Origin of the sequence: Anaerotignum propionicum (assembly GCF_024461735.1) — a bacterium.
GTDB lineage: Bacteria > Bacillota > Clostridia > Lachnospirales > Anaerotignaceae > Chakrabartyella.
The window spans coordinates 75982-93727 of record NZ_JANGAD010000003.1; the positions used below are offsets into that span (position 1 = coordinate 75982).

Here is a 17746-nt window from a genome sequence, read left to right on the forward strand (position 1 = left end):
TATTTGAATTGAAGATTTGGAATTTTATTACTATTTTTCATTAAGCAGGGATTTTTCGATGTTTTTTCTGTTGTTTTATGCAAAAAGTTTTGTTACAATGTGGATGAGATTATTGTAACTACTGATTGAAATTTACTGCTGTAAGTTGCCAATCATTTCATGGAAAAGGGAGTGAGTGCAATGATGGAAAAGTTTTCAAAAAGAGTAAAAAAAGGATATACCCTTATAGAAATGCTGGTTGCAGTTGGAATACTCATCGTCATTTGCGCCATTGCCATACCGGCGGTAGCCGGCCTTAGAAGAAGCCTTGAGATAACAAAGTATGATGATGTTGCAAGGCAGATTTATTTGGTTTCTCAAAATAAGCTTACAACCATGAAAGCTGTGGGAACACTAAATACGTTTTGTGAAAAGGTTGAGAAGGATGTAGATTATTCCAAAAGAAAATTAGGATTTTTAGGCAAAGAACCTCAAGATTATGATGGAGAAACAGATGATTGGAAAAAACTTTATTATTTTACAGATACGGATACTGTTTTTATTAATTATATAATAGGTAATGATTCCATTTTAAATGCATCCTTAGAATCTGGTGGGCATTATTTGGTAGAGTTGGATCCAGAAACAGGGGATGTCTACGGCGTTTTTTATGGAGAAGAAGCTTTTACATATGATGATATAATGGCACTTGCTTCAAGAAGTAAAAGTGATCGAAAAGAGAAAATGATAGGCTATTATGGGGGGATTTCAGAGCTTTCCCAAGGCATTGGTCTGCCGGATAAATTTGAACCCACTGTAAATGTGGTAAATAAAGAGGATTTATATCTTGATATTGAATGCAGTGGCATGAGAAAACTGATTAAAAATGCCGAGAATATCCTTTTGTCTGTGACCATTACAGATGAGAGCTTTAGACCTGATGATGGATCTAACCACTCCTTTACCATTGAATTGAAAGGTGGTAAAGATTTTTGGATTAGCAATGATAAGGCAAAAGTTCAAGTTCTTTTGGATAGTGTTCGTGGAGGAATGGAGAGCTTTCAGAATATTACCAGAGGTAAACTGACACCAGGTGATAACATTACTGCAACAGTGACAATGACTTATGCCAAAGAGGGTCTTACTGTTACCGGTAGTGCAGTCGCACCCGTTACAAACAGCCTTTTTGCATCAAAAGACGAGGATGGAAATTTGGCTGTTTCCAGTGTACGCCATTTAAACAATTTAAGAGCATCAAGCTATTCTGCCACAGGTAAAGATGGACTTATTATTACCCAGACAAGTGCAATTGACTATGATTATAGCAAATGGCCTGCCGGTTCCATGATTAGTAGTTATGATACTAGCCAGAAACCCTATTCAGATACCTTTGCTCCCATTGCAAACCCATCATTATTTGATGGAATAACATTCAATGGAAGTAATAATGAAATTCGGAATTTTAAGATAGCAGGAACGAATAATATTGGCTTGTTTAGCCAGCTGAAAGATTGTGCTTTCATGAATATGAAGCTGGTAGATTTTAGTGTTTCAGGGAGCGCCTATGTTGGCGCACTGGCGGGGCAAATGCAAGGAGGAAGCATAACCAATTGTGGGGTTTATCTTACAACAAAGGATGAATATAACCGCCCTCTTACAGATATGGCTGACCGCGTTGCGCGCTACCGCGTTAGTGGAACGGATTATGTTGGTGGTTTGGTTGGTCGAATCAGCGGTGCCACATCCACAAAAGGCTCATTTGCCGCAATCAATGTTGCGGGTAATGCTTATGTAGGGGGATTTTGTGGCGAATACAGCAATGGATTGATATCCGATTCATATGCTTCGGGTAAGGTGAATGCAACAGGAAGCTATGCTGGAGGTTTTGCAGGAAGAACTGCAAATACATCTATGAATGGTTGCTACTCCACCTCTGATGTGACTGCTCAGTGGTATGCAGGGGGATTGGTGGGAAGTGCAGCCAATGGAACGATTGCGGATTGCAGTGCCTATGGCATGGTGCAAAGAGGGGATAATCTTATAGATAAAGCTACTTCGGGTGGGTTAGCTGGAACCTCTACTGCAACCTTTCGCAATTGTAATTTTTTAAGACAGGCAAATTATAATTATGATTATACGATTAGTTATGCTGGTGTTCAGCCAAAAGGATTTCCAGATCTAAAGGTTTTGGGGAACCTTGATAGTAATTGCTACCCATATAGTGATGCTTTGGTTGGTAACAGTATCCCTTTTAAAATGGTACATAGAGAGGATGGAACAATTTTACCTCATTATGGAGATTGGCCTGCGGAGTTAAAATTGCAGACATCATTGGTTTATTATGAAAGATATGCAAATGCCGATGCAGAGGGAAACTATTATGGCTATTATGCAGAAACAAGCTTAACGGCGGAAGGGGATAGTTTTGACACAGGGGATATTAATAGCTGGAAACTAAATACCTTGCGGCAAGAACCTTGTGTAGAGGATGGATATGCCATCATGACAATCTATTCTTTGACGGAATTCAATTATGTACTAAATTCAAATAAAATAGAAACAGCTAATATAACCGATACCCAGAGTGCCGGTACAGCAAAAAGAATTACCGATAAGGTTTCTTTACAGTTTTCAAATACGGCAGATGGAGCAAAGTATACCATTTCTAATGCCAAGGTTTTCCGCCTTCCTTTTGCATTGCAAATGACTGATAGAAATACCGCGGCAAGATTTTATGACCGCTTGACCATAACAGGCTATATTGATGGAAAAGCAATGTTTGAGGACTATACCTTTTTCTATTGTCCTGACTTTGCAAAGAATGCAATCAATCCCGATATCAGCACAACTGCGGCTGCGGTTCCGAAAAACCCAACGGGGGAGAGTCGCCCTATTTCCGTTAGAAGTCCAAGACATATTAATGCTTTGGCCCGTGCCGCCTATTATTGGAACACCACAAAATGGACGGATAGTAAAGATACACGGTATTATTATAGACAGGAAAATGATATTGATTTTGGGGCCTATACAAAGACATACTGCGGAATAAGCTATAACCTGATGGATACCGCAAGTGGGAATGCATATCGAAACAGACCCATAGGGCGTCCCAATTCTCAAGCATTTACAGATCCAACGGGTGCAACCTATACACCAAGCAACTTTAGAAATGTTTATGATGGCCAAGGATACTCGATTATTGATTATCGCTGTGTTACTACAAATGAGGATAGATATCAATTCACAGGTCTTTTTGGTGAGGTGCAGGGTGCAACATTGAAAAACATTGTCATGATTGCTTCTGATCCCGAGAATAAATCAGGTTATGTGATCTCTGAATACAACGATGGTGGTTCACATCATCCAGGGGTAGGCGCTTTGGCAGGGTTGGTATACGTTGGGGTAAAAGGGAGCGATGATAATGAGCAATATCGAAATGATGATACATATTCTTATGCATCTGTTAAGAATTGCTCTGTAACTGGATATACAGTAAGCTATGCTCCAAAAAGCAACGCCAAGTTGCCTTGTGCTGTGGGTGGTTTAGTAGGTTATAACTTTGGTAGAATCGAAAATAGCAGTGCTGTAAGCAAGCTGGTTACTGCGGAACGAAGCTCCAATGTAGCTCGCTATATTGGTGGTTTGGTGGGCTCCATCAATGGTAGAGGGACGATTACAAATTGCTATAGCGGTGGTACTGTAACAGCCTCGGACAGTTCCTCCTCCAACACCTATTTGGCAGGAATTTGTGCCGGATTTGATAATATTTATGGTATTTATGACAATCAAGCTAGCAGTAGAAATATGGTTATTTCCAATGTATATACTTATTGCAACTGGGATAAAAATGATATAAAAGGTGTTCCTTATGCTGTAATCAATAAACAGGATAATATAAAGCTTGTTAATGGTTACTACTTAACGAACACTGTGGGGACAGGAGTAACCTTAAGTGGAACCACATCAGGAAAGGATTTCTCGGTTAATAAATTGAATTATGCACAGCTATGTTCATTATCCATTCCAGCAAGCAAAGATAGTGCAACTGGCGTAGATGCAAGAGGTTCCGGTCGTGCAACCTCGGGGAATACTTATCCGTGGTCTCCATCATTAGATTCTGTGGCTTATTCTTACCCTGCATTGGTTATTGATCCAAGAGAAAAAACCACTACCTATGTTCATTATGGAGATTGGTATTACGAGTCAACAAAGAAGGATTCCGGATATTTGACGTATTATGAGCTGTATTCCGATGGTACTTTTGCTACCAGCTATATCAATGAAAAGAATACACTTGCTTATGTGGGAAGTTTTGATACAACCAACAGCAAAACCATCGAAAGTGCTGGTTATGGCATCCTTCGGCTGTTTGAGGATATAGGAACCTTTAAAGCTAATGGTCAGACTCTTCAGCTGGAGTCTATTCTAAAAAGCAATATTGCGGTAGGGAATGGTATCTATAATTTATATAGCCTTAGTGTAACAAGCTTGGGTTTATTGAAAGCTGAGAACAATATGGTAAGCAAGGAAGTGCAATTTGGGTTTGATGAAACAGAGGATTCTATCAGAACCCCTAGGACACGAACAATTCATGTAAATGGAGCCTTTGCAGATACTCTTTCCACAACAGCTTTGCAGGCCGCTCCTGAGGCGCCTCTTAAGGTGCGAACAGCCCAGCAGCTTCAAAATATGACCTCCGCAAGCAATGGATGGTATATTAAGCTGGATCATGATGTTTTGGCTGACGCAATGACAGGTGGGATTAACAATGCAGGGTACACATTTGATGGTGGATACCTTTCAGGGGGCACTGCTAAAGATTTCAATGGATATAGAACGGGAAGTAATGGTAACCACGTTTTCGGTTTGGCAAAGCCTTTGTTTGATACTATTGCGGCAAATGGCAGTGTGAAGAATTTGGCTTTAATCGGAATAGACATGAGCAGTTCTTCAGATGGATTAGCGGCTGTAGCCAAAACCAACAATGGAACTATTAAAAATTGTTTTGCTACGGGCACAATTAATACAACCACTACTAGCTTGGGTAGTGCAGGTATGGTTGGCCAAAACTTCGGTACTATTACAAATTCTTATGGGAATGTAGCGATTTCCAGTGTGAAAGGTGAAGCGGCAGGCTTTGTACTTAGAAACAGTGGAACCATAAACAATTGCTATGCCTTAGGCCAAGTGCAGTCTGCCAATGCAGTTGCTTCTGGTTTTATTGGAAGAACTTCTTCTGGTTCTAATGTTCAGAGTTGCTATACCCTTGCCAGCGTGTCAGGAACCCAAAGCTATGGGTTTGTTCCAACAGGTTCTACGGGCATTACCACAGCAACGTGTTATTGGGCAAAGGATAAAACCATAAATAATGCTATTTCGAACTCAGGTGGAACAAGTAAATCCTTGGCTCAGTTGAAAACAGTATTTACCTCCGGAGCTTGGACAACAAGCAACACAAGTGCAACATGGAGCAATATCATGAGTGGCGCTTACCCTTATCCCAGACTTTCAGCCTTGGATCACTGTGGTGATTGGCCTATCGGAATTAGCGGGAAGGTTGGAGCGATTAAGTTATATAGTAAATCAAGCTGGTATAGAACGGACTATTATGCAAACGGTGTAGTGGTGAATTTAGAAGATAATCAAACGACTCGATTTGATGCACCTTCGGATGCAAGAGGCGATTCAAGGTATGGGCTAGTTTTTGACAGTGCTTTTGCAGATGATTTATCAAGTTGGGAGGCAATATTTACATATAATTATAATTACAATTATAATTGGGTGTATACGGATACTGTTTCATTGTCAAATAACTCTTATGTTTTGCTAAGAAATACAAATGCAGATGGACTGACATTAAATGTTTTTTCCCTTAATGATTATTGGTATACTTTAAATAATGTAACAGTTAGAAATAAAATAGATGGTACAGAATATGTATTTTATTACAACAGCAATACAAATACATTTACCTATTAGCCCGTCAACCAAAGAGGTGCTTTTATGAAAATTCTAAAAAAATTAAATAGCAATAAAGGCGCCTCTATCTTGCTTGCCCTCATGCTTTTCTTCGTTTGCTTTATGGTCGCCTCGGTTATTTTAAGCTCAGCCACGGCAAATATTGATAAGATACGTCAAAGGGACGAGAATCAGAAAGAGTATCTCTCCGTAAGCTCGGCGGCAAATCTTCTCAGGAATATTTTCGGAGGGGTAGAGTATAAGGGTTGGGAAACAAATACGGTCTATGAGTGTTTTGGGGAGCTTCTACAAATTAGACCTGCAAAGCATAGTGATATAGCTGAGATTTGTACAGAAATGGACTATCAAGCAGGTATTGAGGCAAGGTTGCGGGCCGAATTACAAGGTATGGTGTATGAGGCGTTTACTTCTCATACCCAGTATGTAACACCCAAGACAGTCTCTGCAGTTATAACCAGAGAGTTTGTGATAAAAGGTTCAGGCATGGAAGATGTGAAGCTGAAAATGTCCTTGGATCGAGATACTTACTTACTCACCTGTTCGTTGACACTAAATGACAGCACAGATGTAAACAATGCCATGACCGTGACTTTTAAGGCGGGCGTAAACGCTCAGAATAAAGATTCAGCGGATATACTAGTGAAGCCTGATGTGGATACCCATGAGGTCTATACCCAGATTAAAGAATATGACGGAACAACATCATGGGATTGGGTATCAAAAACCTATGATGTTACTGTCTATACAATTAATACAAGAATTACATATGATGCCGGAGCCATTTCAAAGGGGGTGTACCCTTGAAATTGATACAGAATAAAAAAGGTGAAACATTATTAGAAACCTTGGTGGCGATTTTAATTCTCACAGTTTCTGCCATGCTGTTGGCAGAGGTGACCGCGTCCTCAACAAGAATCAATCTGGATGCTGAAAAAGTAGATAAAAAATATCGTGAGGATTTGGAGAAGGTTGAAAAAAGAGAAACTCCCACTGCTGGAGTTGTAACAATACAAAGTGGTGGCACTTCCTATACCTTTGATGTGAATTATTATGGAGATAGAATGGGATTCACCTCCTATGTAACCAAGGAGGGTGGAATTTAATATGAAAAGAATCAAAAAATGCTTAAATAAAGGGGGCTTCTCCCTTTTTGAATCTATGGTAGCCTTATTGATTATTTCTATCCTAACCATTGGAATTGCGACTGCGGTAAATGCGGCAGCCAGTATTTATAAGAAATCCTTGTTTGTTTCTGAGGGTGAGGTGCTGGCAGCTACCATTGATACTGCTCTATCGGATGTTCTGCGGTTTTCTTCCTCTGTTACTGAGGAGGATGGTATCATTCAATTTACCAATGAAAACTATAGTGTGGTAAAGGGGCATTTTGTACTGAAAAAAGGTTGGCTTTATTTAAATCTGACTGATGAGAAGGCGGATAATGCAGATGATGCACCACTTGTGGCATTATTAAATGGTGGAATTTATACCTCTATGGTAATAGATTCTTTCACTTTGCACTATCAAGACGGAGTTTTTTCAGGAAGATATGTTATTCAAAGTAAAGAGAACAGCGCTTTGAATAAAGAATATACTTTTTATTTCCGTACATTAAGCTAACATAGTGTATTACAGGGAGGGGGACTAAGGATAAAATGAAGTTTAAAAGATTGGGAGATATGCTGACTTCAACGGGAGTTATTTCCAATGAGCAGCTTGAGATTGCCTTAAAGAAACAAAAAGAAACAAAAAATCGTTTAGGTAAAGAACTGATTGAAGAAGGCATCATTTCCGAGGAACAGTTAATTGAAACCTTAAAGCTTCAATTAGGCCTTGATTCCATTGACCTATCGGTGATTTCTATTCCCAGCTCCCTTTCAGAGTTGGTACCCAAAAAATTGGCCAACAGCTATGGGCTTGTGCCGGTAAAGCTGGAGGGGGATTCCCTATATGTGGCAATGAGCGACCCTTTGAATTTTATGGCATTGGAGGATGTAAAAGCAGTCAGCAGAAAGCGCATAATTCCTCTGATTGCAACAGAGGAGTCTATACAAAGAAACATTGCCTCTTTATATGGAAATGAGGGAGCGGCTAGAGCAATTGCTGAGATGAAGCGGGAAATGGATGATGCACCAGTTGTAGCTATTTTTGGCGATTCTTTTATGTCCAATATCATTGACAATGACGAGCAATCAGCACCAACCATTCGTTTGGTAAACTCATTGATCGAGCGTGCGGTGATTGAGCATGCCAGTGATATCCATATAGAACCCAGTGAAAAAGAGGTTCGGGTTAGAATGCGTATTGATGGCTTGCTTCGTCATGTTATGACAGTGCCCAAGGATTTGCAGGCTTCTGTGATTTCTCGCCTGAAAATTATGGGCGGCATGGATATTACAGAGCGCAGAATTCCTCAGGACGGTCGTTCTAATGCTAAGGTGAAAAAAGCTGACATCGATTTGCGTATGTCTACCTTGCCTACCATTTATGGTGAAAAGTTTGTTATCCGTTTGCTGGATAAGAATACGCAACTTTTGGATAAAGCAAAAATTGGTCTAACAGGGGAAGATTTGGAAAAGTATATGAAGCTGATTGACCAAAAGGGAGGCGGCGTGGTTCTGATTGCTGGGCCAACGGGTTCAGGAAAATCCTCAACCCTATATACTATGATTCGTGAGTTGAATACGGTTGAAAGTAATCTGATTACCCTGGAAGATCCTGTTGAGTATAATATTTTGGGCATCAATCAGGTGCAAATCAATGAAAAAACTGGGATGACTTTTAGCGGAGGATTAAGAGCAATTCTTAGACAGGATCCGGATATTATTGCTGTAGGGGAAATCCGTGATGGTGAAACGGCGGAGATTGCCATGAGAGCCGCAATTACAGGGCACTTGGTGCTTTCTACCATACATACCAACAGTGCGATTGCCACGCTGGATCGTCTTTTGGATATTGGCGTTGAGCCTTATCTGATTTCAAGTGCGTTAAACGGTATTGTTTCTCAGCGTCTTGTACGCAGAATTTGCCCCAATTGTCGAAAGGAATATGCGCCATCTTCGGAAGAATTGGCAAGCATTGGTCTATCTCAAGAGATAAATCATAAATTTTATCATGGAGATGGTTGTCCGTTGTGCTTTAATACCGGTTATCGTGGGAGAGTTGCAGTATTTGAAATTTTGGTTATGGATAGAAAAGTGAGAAATGCCATGGCATCCGGTGCAAAAAGAGAAGAATTAGCGGATATAATACAGAGTGATCAGAAATTTGTTTCCCTAGCAGATAATTGCAGGAGATTGGTTTTGGAAGGTGTAACTACCGTTGACGAGGCAAAAAGAATAACGAATTCAGAGGATTATGCTTATGAGAGTTGATGACCTAATTGTATATGCCAACGATAAGAAAGCATCAGACATTCATTTAATTTTTGGATTACCTCCTAAATGCCGTGTCAATGGGAGGTTGGAATCTATGGCAGATTTTATTTTGAATGATGAGGATTGCGATAATTATGCCATGGAACTAGCCAGATATCGCTATGAAGATTTTTTGGAAGCTGGAGAGATGGACTTGGCAAGAACCATTGAAGGAATTCGTGTCCGTATCAATTTATTCCGTCAGCAGGATCATACCTCTGTGGTAATCAGACTTTTAAATGATAAGATTCCAGTGCTGGAAAGTTTGGGCTTGCCTGAGGAGGTAGAGAGTCTGACGGAGCTTAAGCGTGGCATTGTCATTGTAACAGGACAAACGGGTTCAGGTAAGTCTACCACCCTTGCATCCTTGATTGACCGTATTAATCATACAAGGGATTGTCACGTCATTACTTTGGAAGACCCTATAGAATATATTTATGAGCCGGATTTGAGTATTTTCAATCAAAGGGAAATCGGTCGGGATACAAAAAGCTATGAATCAGGGCTTCGCTCTGTTTTAAGAGAGGATCCCGACGTCATTTTGATTGGTGAAATGCGCGATACCATTACCATGGAAACGGCGTTAAAAGCGGCGGAAACAGGGCATTTGGTGCTGACAACATTGCATACCGGTTCTGCGGCAGAGGTTGTGGATCGTATTGTTGACTCCTTCCCTGAGGCTAGACAACAGCAGATTCGATTACAGCTTTCATTAACCCTTATGGCAGTTTTGGCACAACAGCTTCTGCCCAAAAAGGATGGAAGCGGGCGGATTCCCGCATGTGAATTCATGTTGGTGAATCCTGCAATTAGAAATTTGATTCGAGAAGGAAAATCTCCTCAGATAGACAACGTCATATCGACCACGGCGGATAAAGGCTCTGTCACCATGGATAATGCGATTATTAAGCTTTATCGTGATAAAAAGATTTCCAGCAGAACAGCTTTGTTTGCCGCAAAAAATTTGGAATTTGTAAAAAGGAATATCACATAAGAAACAATTTCCACGAGTGGAAAGGGGAGATGTAATTGCTAACTTATAAATATAAGGCGGTTTCCAAAAAGGGTGCGGAAATCGAAGGCTTCCATAGAAGCTTTTAGTGAATATGAAGCAATCAATAAAATTAAAGAAAACCATGATATTGTAACAAGTATTTCAGAAGTAAAAATGGGAAAAGGAAATGCCGTTACAGGAAAAATCAATGAAAAAGCATTGGCGATTTTATGCTCCCAGCTTTCCGTTATTGTTGGTGCGGGTCTCCCCATCCTTCGTGCAGTGGAAATGATTGCGGCGCAGACTGAAAATAAAAAGTTGAAAGCCATTATGGAAGGGGTTTCTAAGGATGTTGCATCAGGGGTTAGCTTGGCGAAAAGCTTTCAAACCAAAGGCCCCAGCCTTCCCATTACATTTATAGAAACTATACGCTCAGGGGAGGAATCGGGAACCCTGGAGCACTCCTTTCGTCGGCTTCATGATTATTTTGATAAGACTGCAAAAATGAAGGGAAAGGTCAAAAATGCTATGGTCTATCCTGGGTTTACCATGATTGTTGCGGTTCTTGTCATAATCCTAATTATGGTTAAGGCTGTACCTGTTTTTACAAGCAGCTTTGCAGAATTGGGAGTTGACCTCCCGTTGCCTACAAAGATGTTAATTGGCTTATCCAATTTCTTTGTACATTATTGGTTTGCCTTGGTGGCTTTGATTGCCCTTGTGCTGGTGGTGTATAAATTATATGAAAAAAAGGAAGATAATCGTTTGAAGCTGGAGCATTTCAAGCTTAGAATCCCTATTTTTGGAAAGCTTGCCATGTTAAAGCAGGCATCCCAATTTGCCGCCACCATGTCAACTTTGATTGGGGCTGGCTTGCCTGTGGTAGAGGCGGTTTCCATTACGGGGAAGGTTATGGACAACAAATACATTGGCACCCAAGTAAAAGGAACAGTATCTATGCTTGAGGAAGGAAAACGCCTTGGGGATAGCTTGCATAACCGAACGGAACTGCCCCAGCTTTTGGTTGAAATGACAGCTGTGGGGGAAGAAACAGGCTCCCTTGAGTCAACCTTAGATACCATTGGTGAATTCTATGATAGTGAAATTGATACCCAGACCTCCAGAATGGTAACTCTTTTGGAGCCGATTATCATTTGTGTTTTGGCGGTTGTGGTATTGTTTATCCTTGTTTCTGTATATGCCCCAATGTTCTCTCTCTATGGAGGAATATAAAAAATGGAAGCCTTTCCAGAAATTAACGCAAGGTAATTGTTTTACAATCGTTGCCAAAAGTTTGTTGGGCATTTAAAATAAGTCTACATGGGTTTTTGTGTTTCAGGAATCAAGATTTTTAAGTTGTTATTCATTTGTGAGAAACCCGCTCACATAGAATATATTTTTATTGACTAATTAAGGAGGTACATAATATGAAGAGTATTTTAAAAAGAAAAAATAAAAAAGGCTTTACCTTAATGGAAATGCTGATTGTTATTGGTATTATTGCTGTTTTAGTTGCAATTGCAATTCCTACGTTCAGCTCAGCACAGAAGAAAGCAAAATATACAGCAGATTTAGCCAATGTGCGCTCTTATTATGCGGAGCAAGTTTCAAAAAAAATGGTAGACGATACTTATGTGTTAGGAACTGATAAAGATAAAGTGAAGCTTCAGATGAAGGGGGCTTCGATAACGGTTACTGGTACTATAGCTGAGGAGTTTGAAGTGGTATACGACCCCAACGGGGGTTCAACCGCTGACGAGGCTGGTTTCCCCAGTGTAACCTTCCCCACTAAGGCAGCATCTACAACACCCACAACTTAAGAAATTTAGTAGTGATGGCAAATGATGAAAGAGATTTTATAATTGCTAAGTGATTTATTAAATTAATTCTAATCTTAACCTAATTCCCTGATAGAACTGTGGCGGGTTGCAGTTCTATCAAGGGTTTTGGATAAACAGGAGAAGTGCTTATGCTTCCATTATACAGTTTTCAAGATTCATACATAGTAGCATACATATTTATTTTAACCTTTGTCGTTGGCTCCATTATGGGGAGTTTTATCAACTGTGTTGCGTGGCGCATTGCCCATGAGGAGGACTTTATCCGTGGCAGAAGCCATTGTCCTGTTTGTGGACATACCCTAACCCCTTTGGAGTTAATACCCATTGTGTCTTATTTGATGCAAAAGGGAAAAAGCCGTTGTTGTAAAGAAAAAATTTCCATTCGCTACCCAGCAACGGAGTTTCTGACTGCTTTGGTTTTTGTTGCCTTGGTATGGAAATTCGGCTTAAGTTTAGATACTTTGATGTTTATGGTTTTAGGTTTGATTCTTTTGGCAATTGCCCTTGTAGATTTGGAAACAGGAATCATTCCCAATGGTCTGATTATTGCAGGAATTCTTAATTTTGTTTTGTTTACTTGCTTAAAAGGTGATATTATCTTTTTAAAGCTCCTGAAAGGGGCTCTTGCTGGATTGGCTATTTCTGCCCCTATTTTGATTCTTTCCCTTGTGATGGATCATTTTTTGCATAAGGAAAGCATGGGCGGCGGGGATATTAAGCTGTATTTTATGGTTGGGCTTTATTTCAGCATACAGGTTAATGTACTTCTGGTTTTGCTGTCTTGTGTTTTTGGAATCTTATTCACACTGATTTTTCAAAATATTCGTGTGGAGGATGAAGAAAACCCTATGGCATTTCCCTTTGGCCCTTCCATTGCAATGGCGGCAATGACTTGTGTTTTTGTTGGTCAGCCCATATTGCAATTTTATTTGGGGTTATTTTAAGTTTGAATATGACCGGCTGGTTTTGGAACAGCTTGGATATTATATATTTTTAGAGTACCAATAAAGTTTGATACATAGGAAAAGCGTTTATGTAAGACACAAGGGAGGGTTATAATGTCCAAAGGATATACAGGAATACAAATTGGGGAGAGCAGTATCAAAATGATACAGATTGTTGATGGAAAGGCAGTGAAAACGGCAACGGAAAACACACCGGATAATCTGGTTCGGGATGGATATATTTTGTCCTTTGAAGCACTGGGTGAAATTTTAAAAACAATGGCGAAAACAAACCAAATGAAAAACCGCAATGCAGTTGTTGTTCTGCCCTTGGAAGTCTGCTATTTACGCAGAACCAGTATGCCTTATATGAGTACAGACCAATTAAGGTTAAACCTTCCCTATGAATTCCGAGATTATATTCATGCTGATCGAGAGGAATATTATTATGACTATGCCGTCGTTGGTCAGGAACTGGATGAAGAAGGGGAGATTCGCTCCTTGGAACTGCTGATAGCGGCAGTGAAAAATGAATTGATTGAGAAGTATACAAAAATATTGCATTTGGCTGGTTTTAAGCTGAAAATTGCTTTACCCGATGCTTGTGCGTTTGGCAATATCATTCGTGACTATGAAAATAAAAATGAAAACCACCCCGATGCTTACTGTATTGTAGATATGGGGCATTCCGGCATACGGGTGCATTTATATAAGGGGAGCGTTTACGAAACCACTAGGGTGATTGAGTATGGCGGTGGTGCCGTGGATTCTGTGATTGCCGAAGCGTTGGATGTGGATGTACATATTGCTTCTTCTTATAAAATGAAAAACTACAATAATGTGCAAGAAGAAGAGGCTTGCAAGGAGCTTTATGGAAAGATGATTGTTGAGATATTTCGTTCTATAAATTTCTATAATTATAATAATCCCAACAGCGAATTAAAGGACGTTTATTTTTGTGGAGGATTGGCAAAGGTTACGCCGCTGATGGAAATGATTCGCTCAACATTGGAAGTGCGCTGTCATAGTATTGCTGAATTGATGCCTGAAAATGGGCAGGATGAGAACTTGGAATTGATTTGTGGAGCAATTGGTGCGACTTTGCAATAGGGGGTGAGCTGTATGGGGATATTGGATAAAAAAATTGGAGTGAAATACCCGACCAAAACGGATATTAACTTTGCGGTTCGGGAAGCAAAAAGTGTAGATAGAAAGTCAATGCTGCCCTTGGGAATTTTTATACTTATTTGTGTTTTGGGCTTTTTAAAATTAGGGGTTTTTGATTTGCGTCATTCTGTGAATCAGGCTGAGGCAAGTGCACAGCAGGCTCAGGTGCAGCTGGATCAGATGAAAGAAGCAAATTCTGTTTATGATGATGTTTTAAAGGAATATAACGAAAGTGTGTCTTTAAGCATCACTTCGCCGGTAATTGCAACGTTGTCCCAAAGGCTTGAAATTGTGAATCAATATTTAATTTCCAAAGCCAAGGTGGAATCTTTTAACGTTATGGATGATATTATAACTGTCAGAATCTCAGGGGTAACCTTAAATCAGGTTTCTAGCATTTATACAGATATTATGAAAAACAGCTTTGTTTCCAACGTGCAAATTTATACTGCCAGTACCGATGGTGAAAGCGGTTCCCTTACCACTGCCACAATGACCATTATCCTTGCTGTGGATGAAACCAAGGTGGATTCCAAAGAGGAAGGAGGCGAGGGACAATGATGTTTAAGTCTTTTACTAAGCGAGAGAAAGTATTGCTGGTCGTTTTGGTTTTGATTCTGTTTTCAGCGTTATACTACTTTACAGTGGCCCTTCCTTCTATCAATCGTATCTCTGCCGCAAATGAAAAATCGGCTTCGGTGCAGGATGATATTATGCTGGAAATGGCGAAAATGAAGAAAATAAAAGAGATGCAGGAAAAAATTGAGGAGGCATCTTCCGCCAATGGATTTAAGACGGTGATTCCCAATTATAATAACTTGGAAAATGTGATGCGGCAAATGGATGCTTTTCTAAGCAGTTCAACGGATTATAAGCTGTCCTTTTCGCCAACCACAGAGGAGAATGGCTTGCTGTACAGACCGATAGATGTGGAGTTTGACTGTGCAAATTATTCTGCCGCCCGAGCTATTATTGATAAAATATACACCAGTCCCTTTAAATGTGTAATTGATAATATCAGTGTTGATAACATGGAATATCAAGATGCTGATATTGTAAATCATCCCGTTAAGGTTACCATGACAGTAATTTTTATTGAAAAGAAGGGTAAATAATAACCATTTGAAAAGTTCATAAAAAATTATCAAAAAGCAGGCTTAATTGCCTGCTTTTTTTAGTTCCTGTTTTTTTGAGAGCGCAGTAGTAAAATTCTGCCATTTACATTAAAAGGAAATACCTTGCCATGAGGGAAGGTTTTGTAAAAAGAGACCTAAAAGTTGAAATTATTAATTTATGAGACATATTGACATTCCAGTGATTGTATGGGCTATAACTAAAATATGACGATTACAAGGGAAGGATTAAAACAACTTTTTTTGGAAGGAAAGCATATGAGCCAAAATACATCATGCAATGTTTCTATTGAAAATCAAGGAAGAGAGGATGAAAAGAATGGATTTTTCATTAACGAGAGAACAAGAAATGTTGAAAAAGCTTGCACGCCAATTTGCAGAAACAGAATTGGAACCCGTTGCAGAAGAAATTGATCGTGAGCATGTTTTTCCTGCAGAGAATTTTAAGAAGATGGCGGAAATCGGGCTGACTGGAATCGGAATTCCTAAGGAATTTGGCGGTTCCGGCGGCGGCACATTGGAAAAGGTTATTGCAGTTTCGGAATTCGGCAAAAAGTGTATGGCATCTGCGTCTATCCTATCCATTCATTTGATAGCACCTCAGGCTATCTATAAATACGGCACAAAGGAACAAAAGGAAGCTTATCTTCCTCGTTTGACAAAAGGGGGAGAGCTCGGTGCTTTCGCTCTGACGGAGCCTAATGCGGGTTCTGATGCGGGAGCGGTAAAAACCACAGCAATCCTTGACCCTCAGACAAATGAGTATGTTTTAAATGGAACGAAATGCTTTATCTCCGGTGGGGGAAGAGCAGGTGTGCTTGTTATATTTGCGCTGACGGAACCTAAAAAAGGATTAAAAGGGATGTCGGCAATCATCGTGGAAAAAGTAACCCCGGGCTTTAGCATTGGTAAGGTAGAATCAAAAATGGGTATTGCAGGGTCAGAAACTGCTGAGCTTATTTTTGAAGATTGCCGTGTACCTGCCGCAAATCTTCTTGGCAAGGAGGGCAAAGGTTTTAAAATTGCCATGGAGGCCTTGGATGGAGCCAGAATAGGCGTTGGTGCCCAGGCAATTGGGATTGCAGAGGGAGCCATTGATTTATCCGTGAAATATGTTCATGAGCGCATTCAGTTTGGAAAGCCCATTGCCAATTTACAGGGGATTCAGTGGTATATTGCGGACATGGCAACAAAAACAGCTGCCGCAAGGGCACTGGTTGAGTTTGCGGCATACTTAGAGGATGCAGGCAAGCCGTTCACCATGGAGTCGGCGATGTGCAAACTGAATGCTTCGGAAAATGCACGTTTTGTTACCAACTTGGCATTGCAGATTCATGGTGGATATGGCTATATGAAGGATTATCCTTTGGAGCGCATGTACCGTGATGCAAAGATTACGGAAATCTATGAAGGTACATCTGAAATACATAAGGTTGTAATCGCCAGAGAGGTAATGAAAAGATAAGGAGGAGTGTTAACCATGAGAATTTATGTTTGTGTAAAACAAGTTCCGGATACATCGGGAAAGGTTGCTGTAAACCCCGATGGTACCTTAAACCGTGCATCTATGGCGGCTATTATTAATCCCGATGATATGAGTGCCATTGAGCAGGCCCTAAAATTGAAAGATGAAACAGGTTGTCAGGTGACAGCGGTTACCATGGGTCCCCCTCCTGCGGAGGGAATGTTGCGAGAGATTATCGCAATGGGAGCAGATGATGGGGTTTTAATTTCTGCCAGAGAATTTGGAGGTTCTGATACCTTCGCAACCTCTCAAATTATATCGGCGGCCATACATAAACTAGGGCTATCCAATGAAGATATGATTTTTTGCGGCAGACAGGCAATTGATGGAGATACAGCGCAGGTAGGCCCTCAAATTGCAGAAAAATTAGGCATTCCTCAGGTGACCTATGGGGCAGGGATTAAAAAAAGCGGAGACTTGGTTTTGGTAAAGCGCATGCTGGAAGATGGGTATATGATGATTGAGGTGGAAACACCCTGCTTGATTACCTGTATGAAAGATAAAGCTGTGAAACCCCGCTATATGTCATTGAATGGAATTATGGAATGCTATAGCAAGCCTCTTTTGGTAGTGGATTATGAAGCACTTAAGGATGAACCCCTCATCGAATTGGATACGATTGGTCTGAAAGGCTCTCCTACAAATATATTTAAATCCTTTACACCTCCACAGAAGGGTGTAGGCGTTATGCTTCAAGGAACAGACAAAGAAAAAGTAGATGATTTGGTGGACAGATTGATGAAGAAGCATGTCATTTAACCGAAGGGAGAT

The 17746-nt window shown here is 40.3% G+C and carries 14 protein-coding genes and 1 pseudogene; 14 read left to right on the forward strand and 1 reads right to left on the reverse strand.

What is annotated here, in order from left to right; translation table 11 throughout:
- Positions 1-180 precede the first annotated feature (180 nt).
- The 3 genes and pseudogenes from NE558_RS05320 to NE558_RS14735 all read left to right on the forward strand — a co-directional run.
- Positions 181-5958: a GLUG motif-containing protein gene (locus NE558_RS05320; RefSeq protein WP_256148879.1), complete on the forward strand. Its 5778-nt coding sequence runs from the start codon at positions 181-183 to the stop codon at positions 5956-5958.
- Positions 5959-5982: 24 nt separating this feature from the next.
- Positions 5983-6762 (forward strand): hypothetical protein, encoded by a 780-nt coding sequence (locus tag NE558_RS05325; protein ID WP_256148880.1) that lies wholly within the window; start codon positions 5983-5985, stop codon positions 6760-6762.
- A gap of 2 nt (positions 6763-6764) precedes the next feature.
- A pseudogene (locus tag NE558_RS14735) lies at positions 6765-6836 on the forward strand (prepilin-type N-terminal cleavage/methylation domain-containing protein); the annotation flags it as partial.
- Positions 6837-6863: 27 nt separating this feature from the next.
- Here NE558_RS14735 and NE558_RS14740 read toward each other — a convergent pair.
- Entirely contained in the window at positions 6864-7151 is a 288-nt protein-coding gene (locus NE558_RS14740) for a hypothetical protein (protein WP_420314585.1), read from the reverse strand.
- Here NE558_RS14740 and NE558_RS05335 point away from each other — a divergent pair.
- The 11 genes from NE558_RS05335 to acrB all read left to right on the forward strand — a co-directional run bounded on the left by NE558_RS05335 (position 7063) and on the right by acrB (position 17734).
- On the forward strand, positions 7063-7575 hold the full coding sequence (locus tag NE558_RS05335; protein WP_256148882.1) for a type II secretion system protein: 513 nt from the start codon (positions 7063-7065) through the stop codon (positions 7573-7575). The genes NE558_RS14740 and NE558_RS05335 overlap by 89 nt on opposite strands.
- Positions 7576-7610: 35 nt before the next feature.
- Positions 7611-9329 carry a GspE/PulE family protein gene (locus NE558_RS05340; protein WP_256148883.1) on the forward strand — a complete coding sequence of 573 codons (1719 nt, stop codon included), beginning with the start codon at positions 7611-7613 and terminating at the stop codon, positions 9327-9329.
- Positions 9319-10365: a type IV pilus twitching motility protein PilT gene (locus NE558_RS05345; RefSeq protein ID WP_256148884.1), complete on the forward strand. Its 1047-nt coding sequence runs from the start codon at positions 9319-9321 to the stop codon at positions 10363-10365. Before NE558_RS05340 ends, NE558_RS05345 begins: the two co-directional genes overlap by 11 nt.
- A 72-nt stretch (positions 10366-10437) precedes the next feature.
- On the forward strand, positions 10438-11598 hold the full coding sequence (locus NE558_RS05350; protein WP_256148885.1) for a type II secretion system F family protein: 1161 nt from the start codon (positions 10438-10440) through the stop codon (positions 11596-11598).
- A gap of 194 nt (positions 11599-11792) precedes the next feature.
- A complete protein-coding gene (locus NE558_RS05355; RefSeq protein ID WP_256148886.1) occupies positions 11793-12185 on the forward strand; it encodes a type II secretion system protein in 393 nt (130 codons plus the stop codon).
- A gap of 149 nt (positions 12186-12334) precedes the next feature.
- Positions 12335-13150: a prepilin peptidase gene (locus NE558_RS05360; protein WP_256148887.1), complete on the forward strand. Its 816-nt coding sequence runs from the start codon at positions 12335-12337 to the stop codon at positions 13148-13150.
- Positions 13151-13264: 114 nt separating this feature from the next.
- The gene (gene pilM, locus NE558_RS05365) at positions 13265-14260 is read left to right on the forward strand and encodes a pilus assembly protein PilM (RefSeq protein WP_256148888.1); all 996 of its coding nucleotides are present in this window, start codon (positions 13265-13267) and stop codon (positions 14258-14260) included.
- A gap of 12 nt (positions 14261-14272) precedes the next feature.
- Entirely contained in the window at positions 14273-14878 is a 606-nt protein-coding gene (locus tag NE558_RS05370; protein WP_256148890.1) for a hypothetical protein, read from the forward strand.
- A complete protein-coding gene (locus NE558_RS05375; RefSeq protein ID WP_256148891.1) occupies positions 14875-15432 on the forward strand; it encodes a hypothetical protein in 558 nt (185 codons plus the stop codon). Before NE558_RS05370 ends, NE558_RS05375 begins: the two co-directional genes overlap by 4 nt.
- Before the next feature lie 337 nt (positions 15433-15769).
- Positions 15770-16915 (forward strand): acryloyl-CoA reductase, encoded by a 1146-nt coding sequence (gene acrC / locus NE558_RS05380; protein WP_256148892.1) that lies wholly within the window; start codon positions 15770-15772, stop codon positions 16913-16915.
- Positions 16916-16930: 15 nt separating this feature from the next.
- Positions 16931-17734, forward strand: a complete 804-nt coding sequence (gene acrB / locus NE558_RS05385; RefSeq protein WP_256148893.1) for an acryloyl-CoA reductase electron transfer subunit gamma — start codon at positions 16931-16933, stop codon at positions 17732-17734.
- The last annotated feature ends 12 nt before the right edge of the window (positions 17735-17746 follow it).

What these genes read in the sequence shown, in the direction of transcription:
- NE558_RS05320 (WP_256148879.1), top strand. Translation starts at nt 181, where the DNA reads ATGATGGAAAAGTTTTCAAAAAGAGTAAAAAAAGGATATACCCTTATA.
- NE558_RS05325 (WP_256148880.1), top strand. Translation starts at nt 5,983, where the DNA reads ATGAAAATTCTAAAAAAATTAAATAGCAATAAAGGCGCCTCTATCTTG.
- NE558_RS05335 (WP_256148882.1), top strand. Translation starts at nt 7,063, where the DNA reads ATGAAAAGAATCAAAAAATGCTTAAATAAAGGGGGCTTCTCCCTTTTT.
- NE558_RS14740 (WP_420314585.1), bottom strand. Translation starts at nt 7,151, where the DNA reads ATGGTTAGGATAGAAATAATCAATAAGGCTACCATAGATTCAAAAAGG.
- NE558_RS05340 (WP_256148883.1), top strand. Translation starts at nt 7,611, where the DNA reads ATGAAGTTTAAAAGATTGGGAGATATGCTGACTTCAACGGGAGTTATT.
- NE558_RS05345 (WP_256148884.1), top strand. Translation starts at nt 9,319, where the DNA reads ATGAGAGTTGATGACCTAATTGTATATGCCAACGATAAGAAAGCATCA.
- NE558_RS05355 (WP_256148886.1), top strand. Translation starts at nt 11,793, where the DNA reads ATGAAGAGTATTTTAAAAAGAAAAAATAAAAAAGGCTTTACCTTAATG.
- NE558_RS05360 (WP_256148887.1), top strand. Translation starts at nt 12,335, where the DNA reads ATGCTTCCATTATACAGTTTTCAAGATTCATACATAGTAGCATACATA.
- pilM (WP_256148888.1), top strand. Translation starts at nt 13,265, where the DNA reads ATGTCCAAAGGATATACAGGAATACAAATTGGGGAGAGCAGTATCAAA.
- NE558_RS05370 (WP_256148890.1), top strand. Translation starts at nt 14,273, where the DNA reads ATGGGGATATTGGATAAAAAAATTGGAGTGAAATACCCGACCAAAACG.
- NE558_RS05375 (WP_256148891.1), top strand. Translation starts at nt 14,875, where the DNA reads ATGATGTTTAAGTCTTTTACTAAGCGAGAGAAAGTATTGCTGGTCGTT.
- acrC (WP_256148892.1), top strand. Translation starts at nt 15,770, where the DNA reads ATGGATTTTTCATTAACGAGAGAACAAGAAATGTTGAAAAAGCTTGCA.
- acrB (WP_256148893.1), top strand. Translation starts at nt 16,931, where the DNA reads ATGAGAATTTATGTTTGTGTAAAACAAGTTCCGGATACATCGGGAAAG.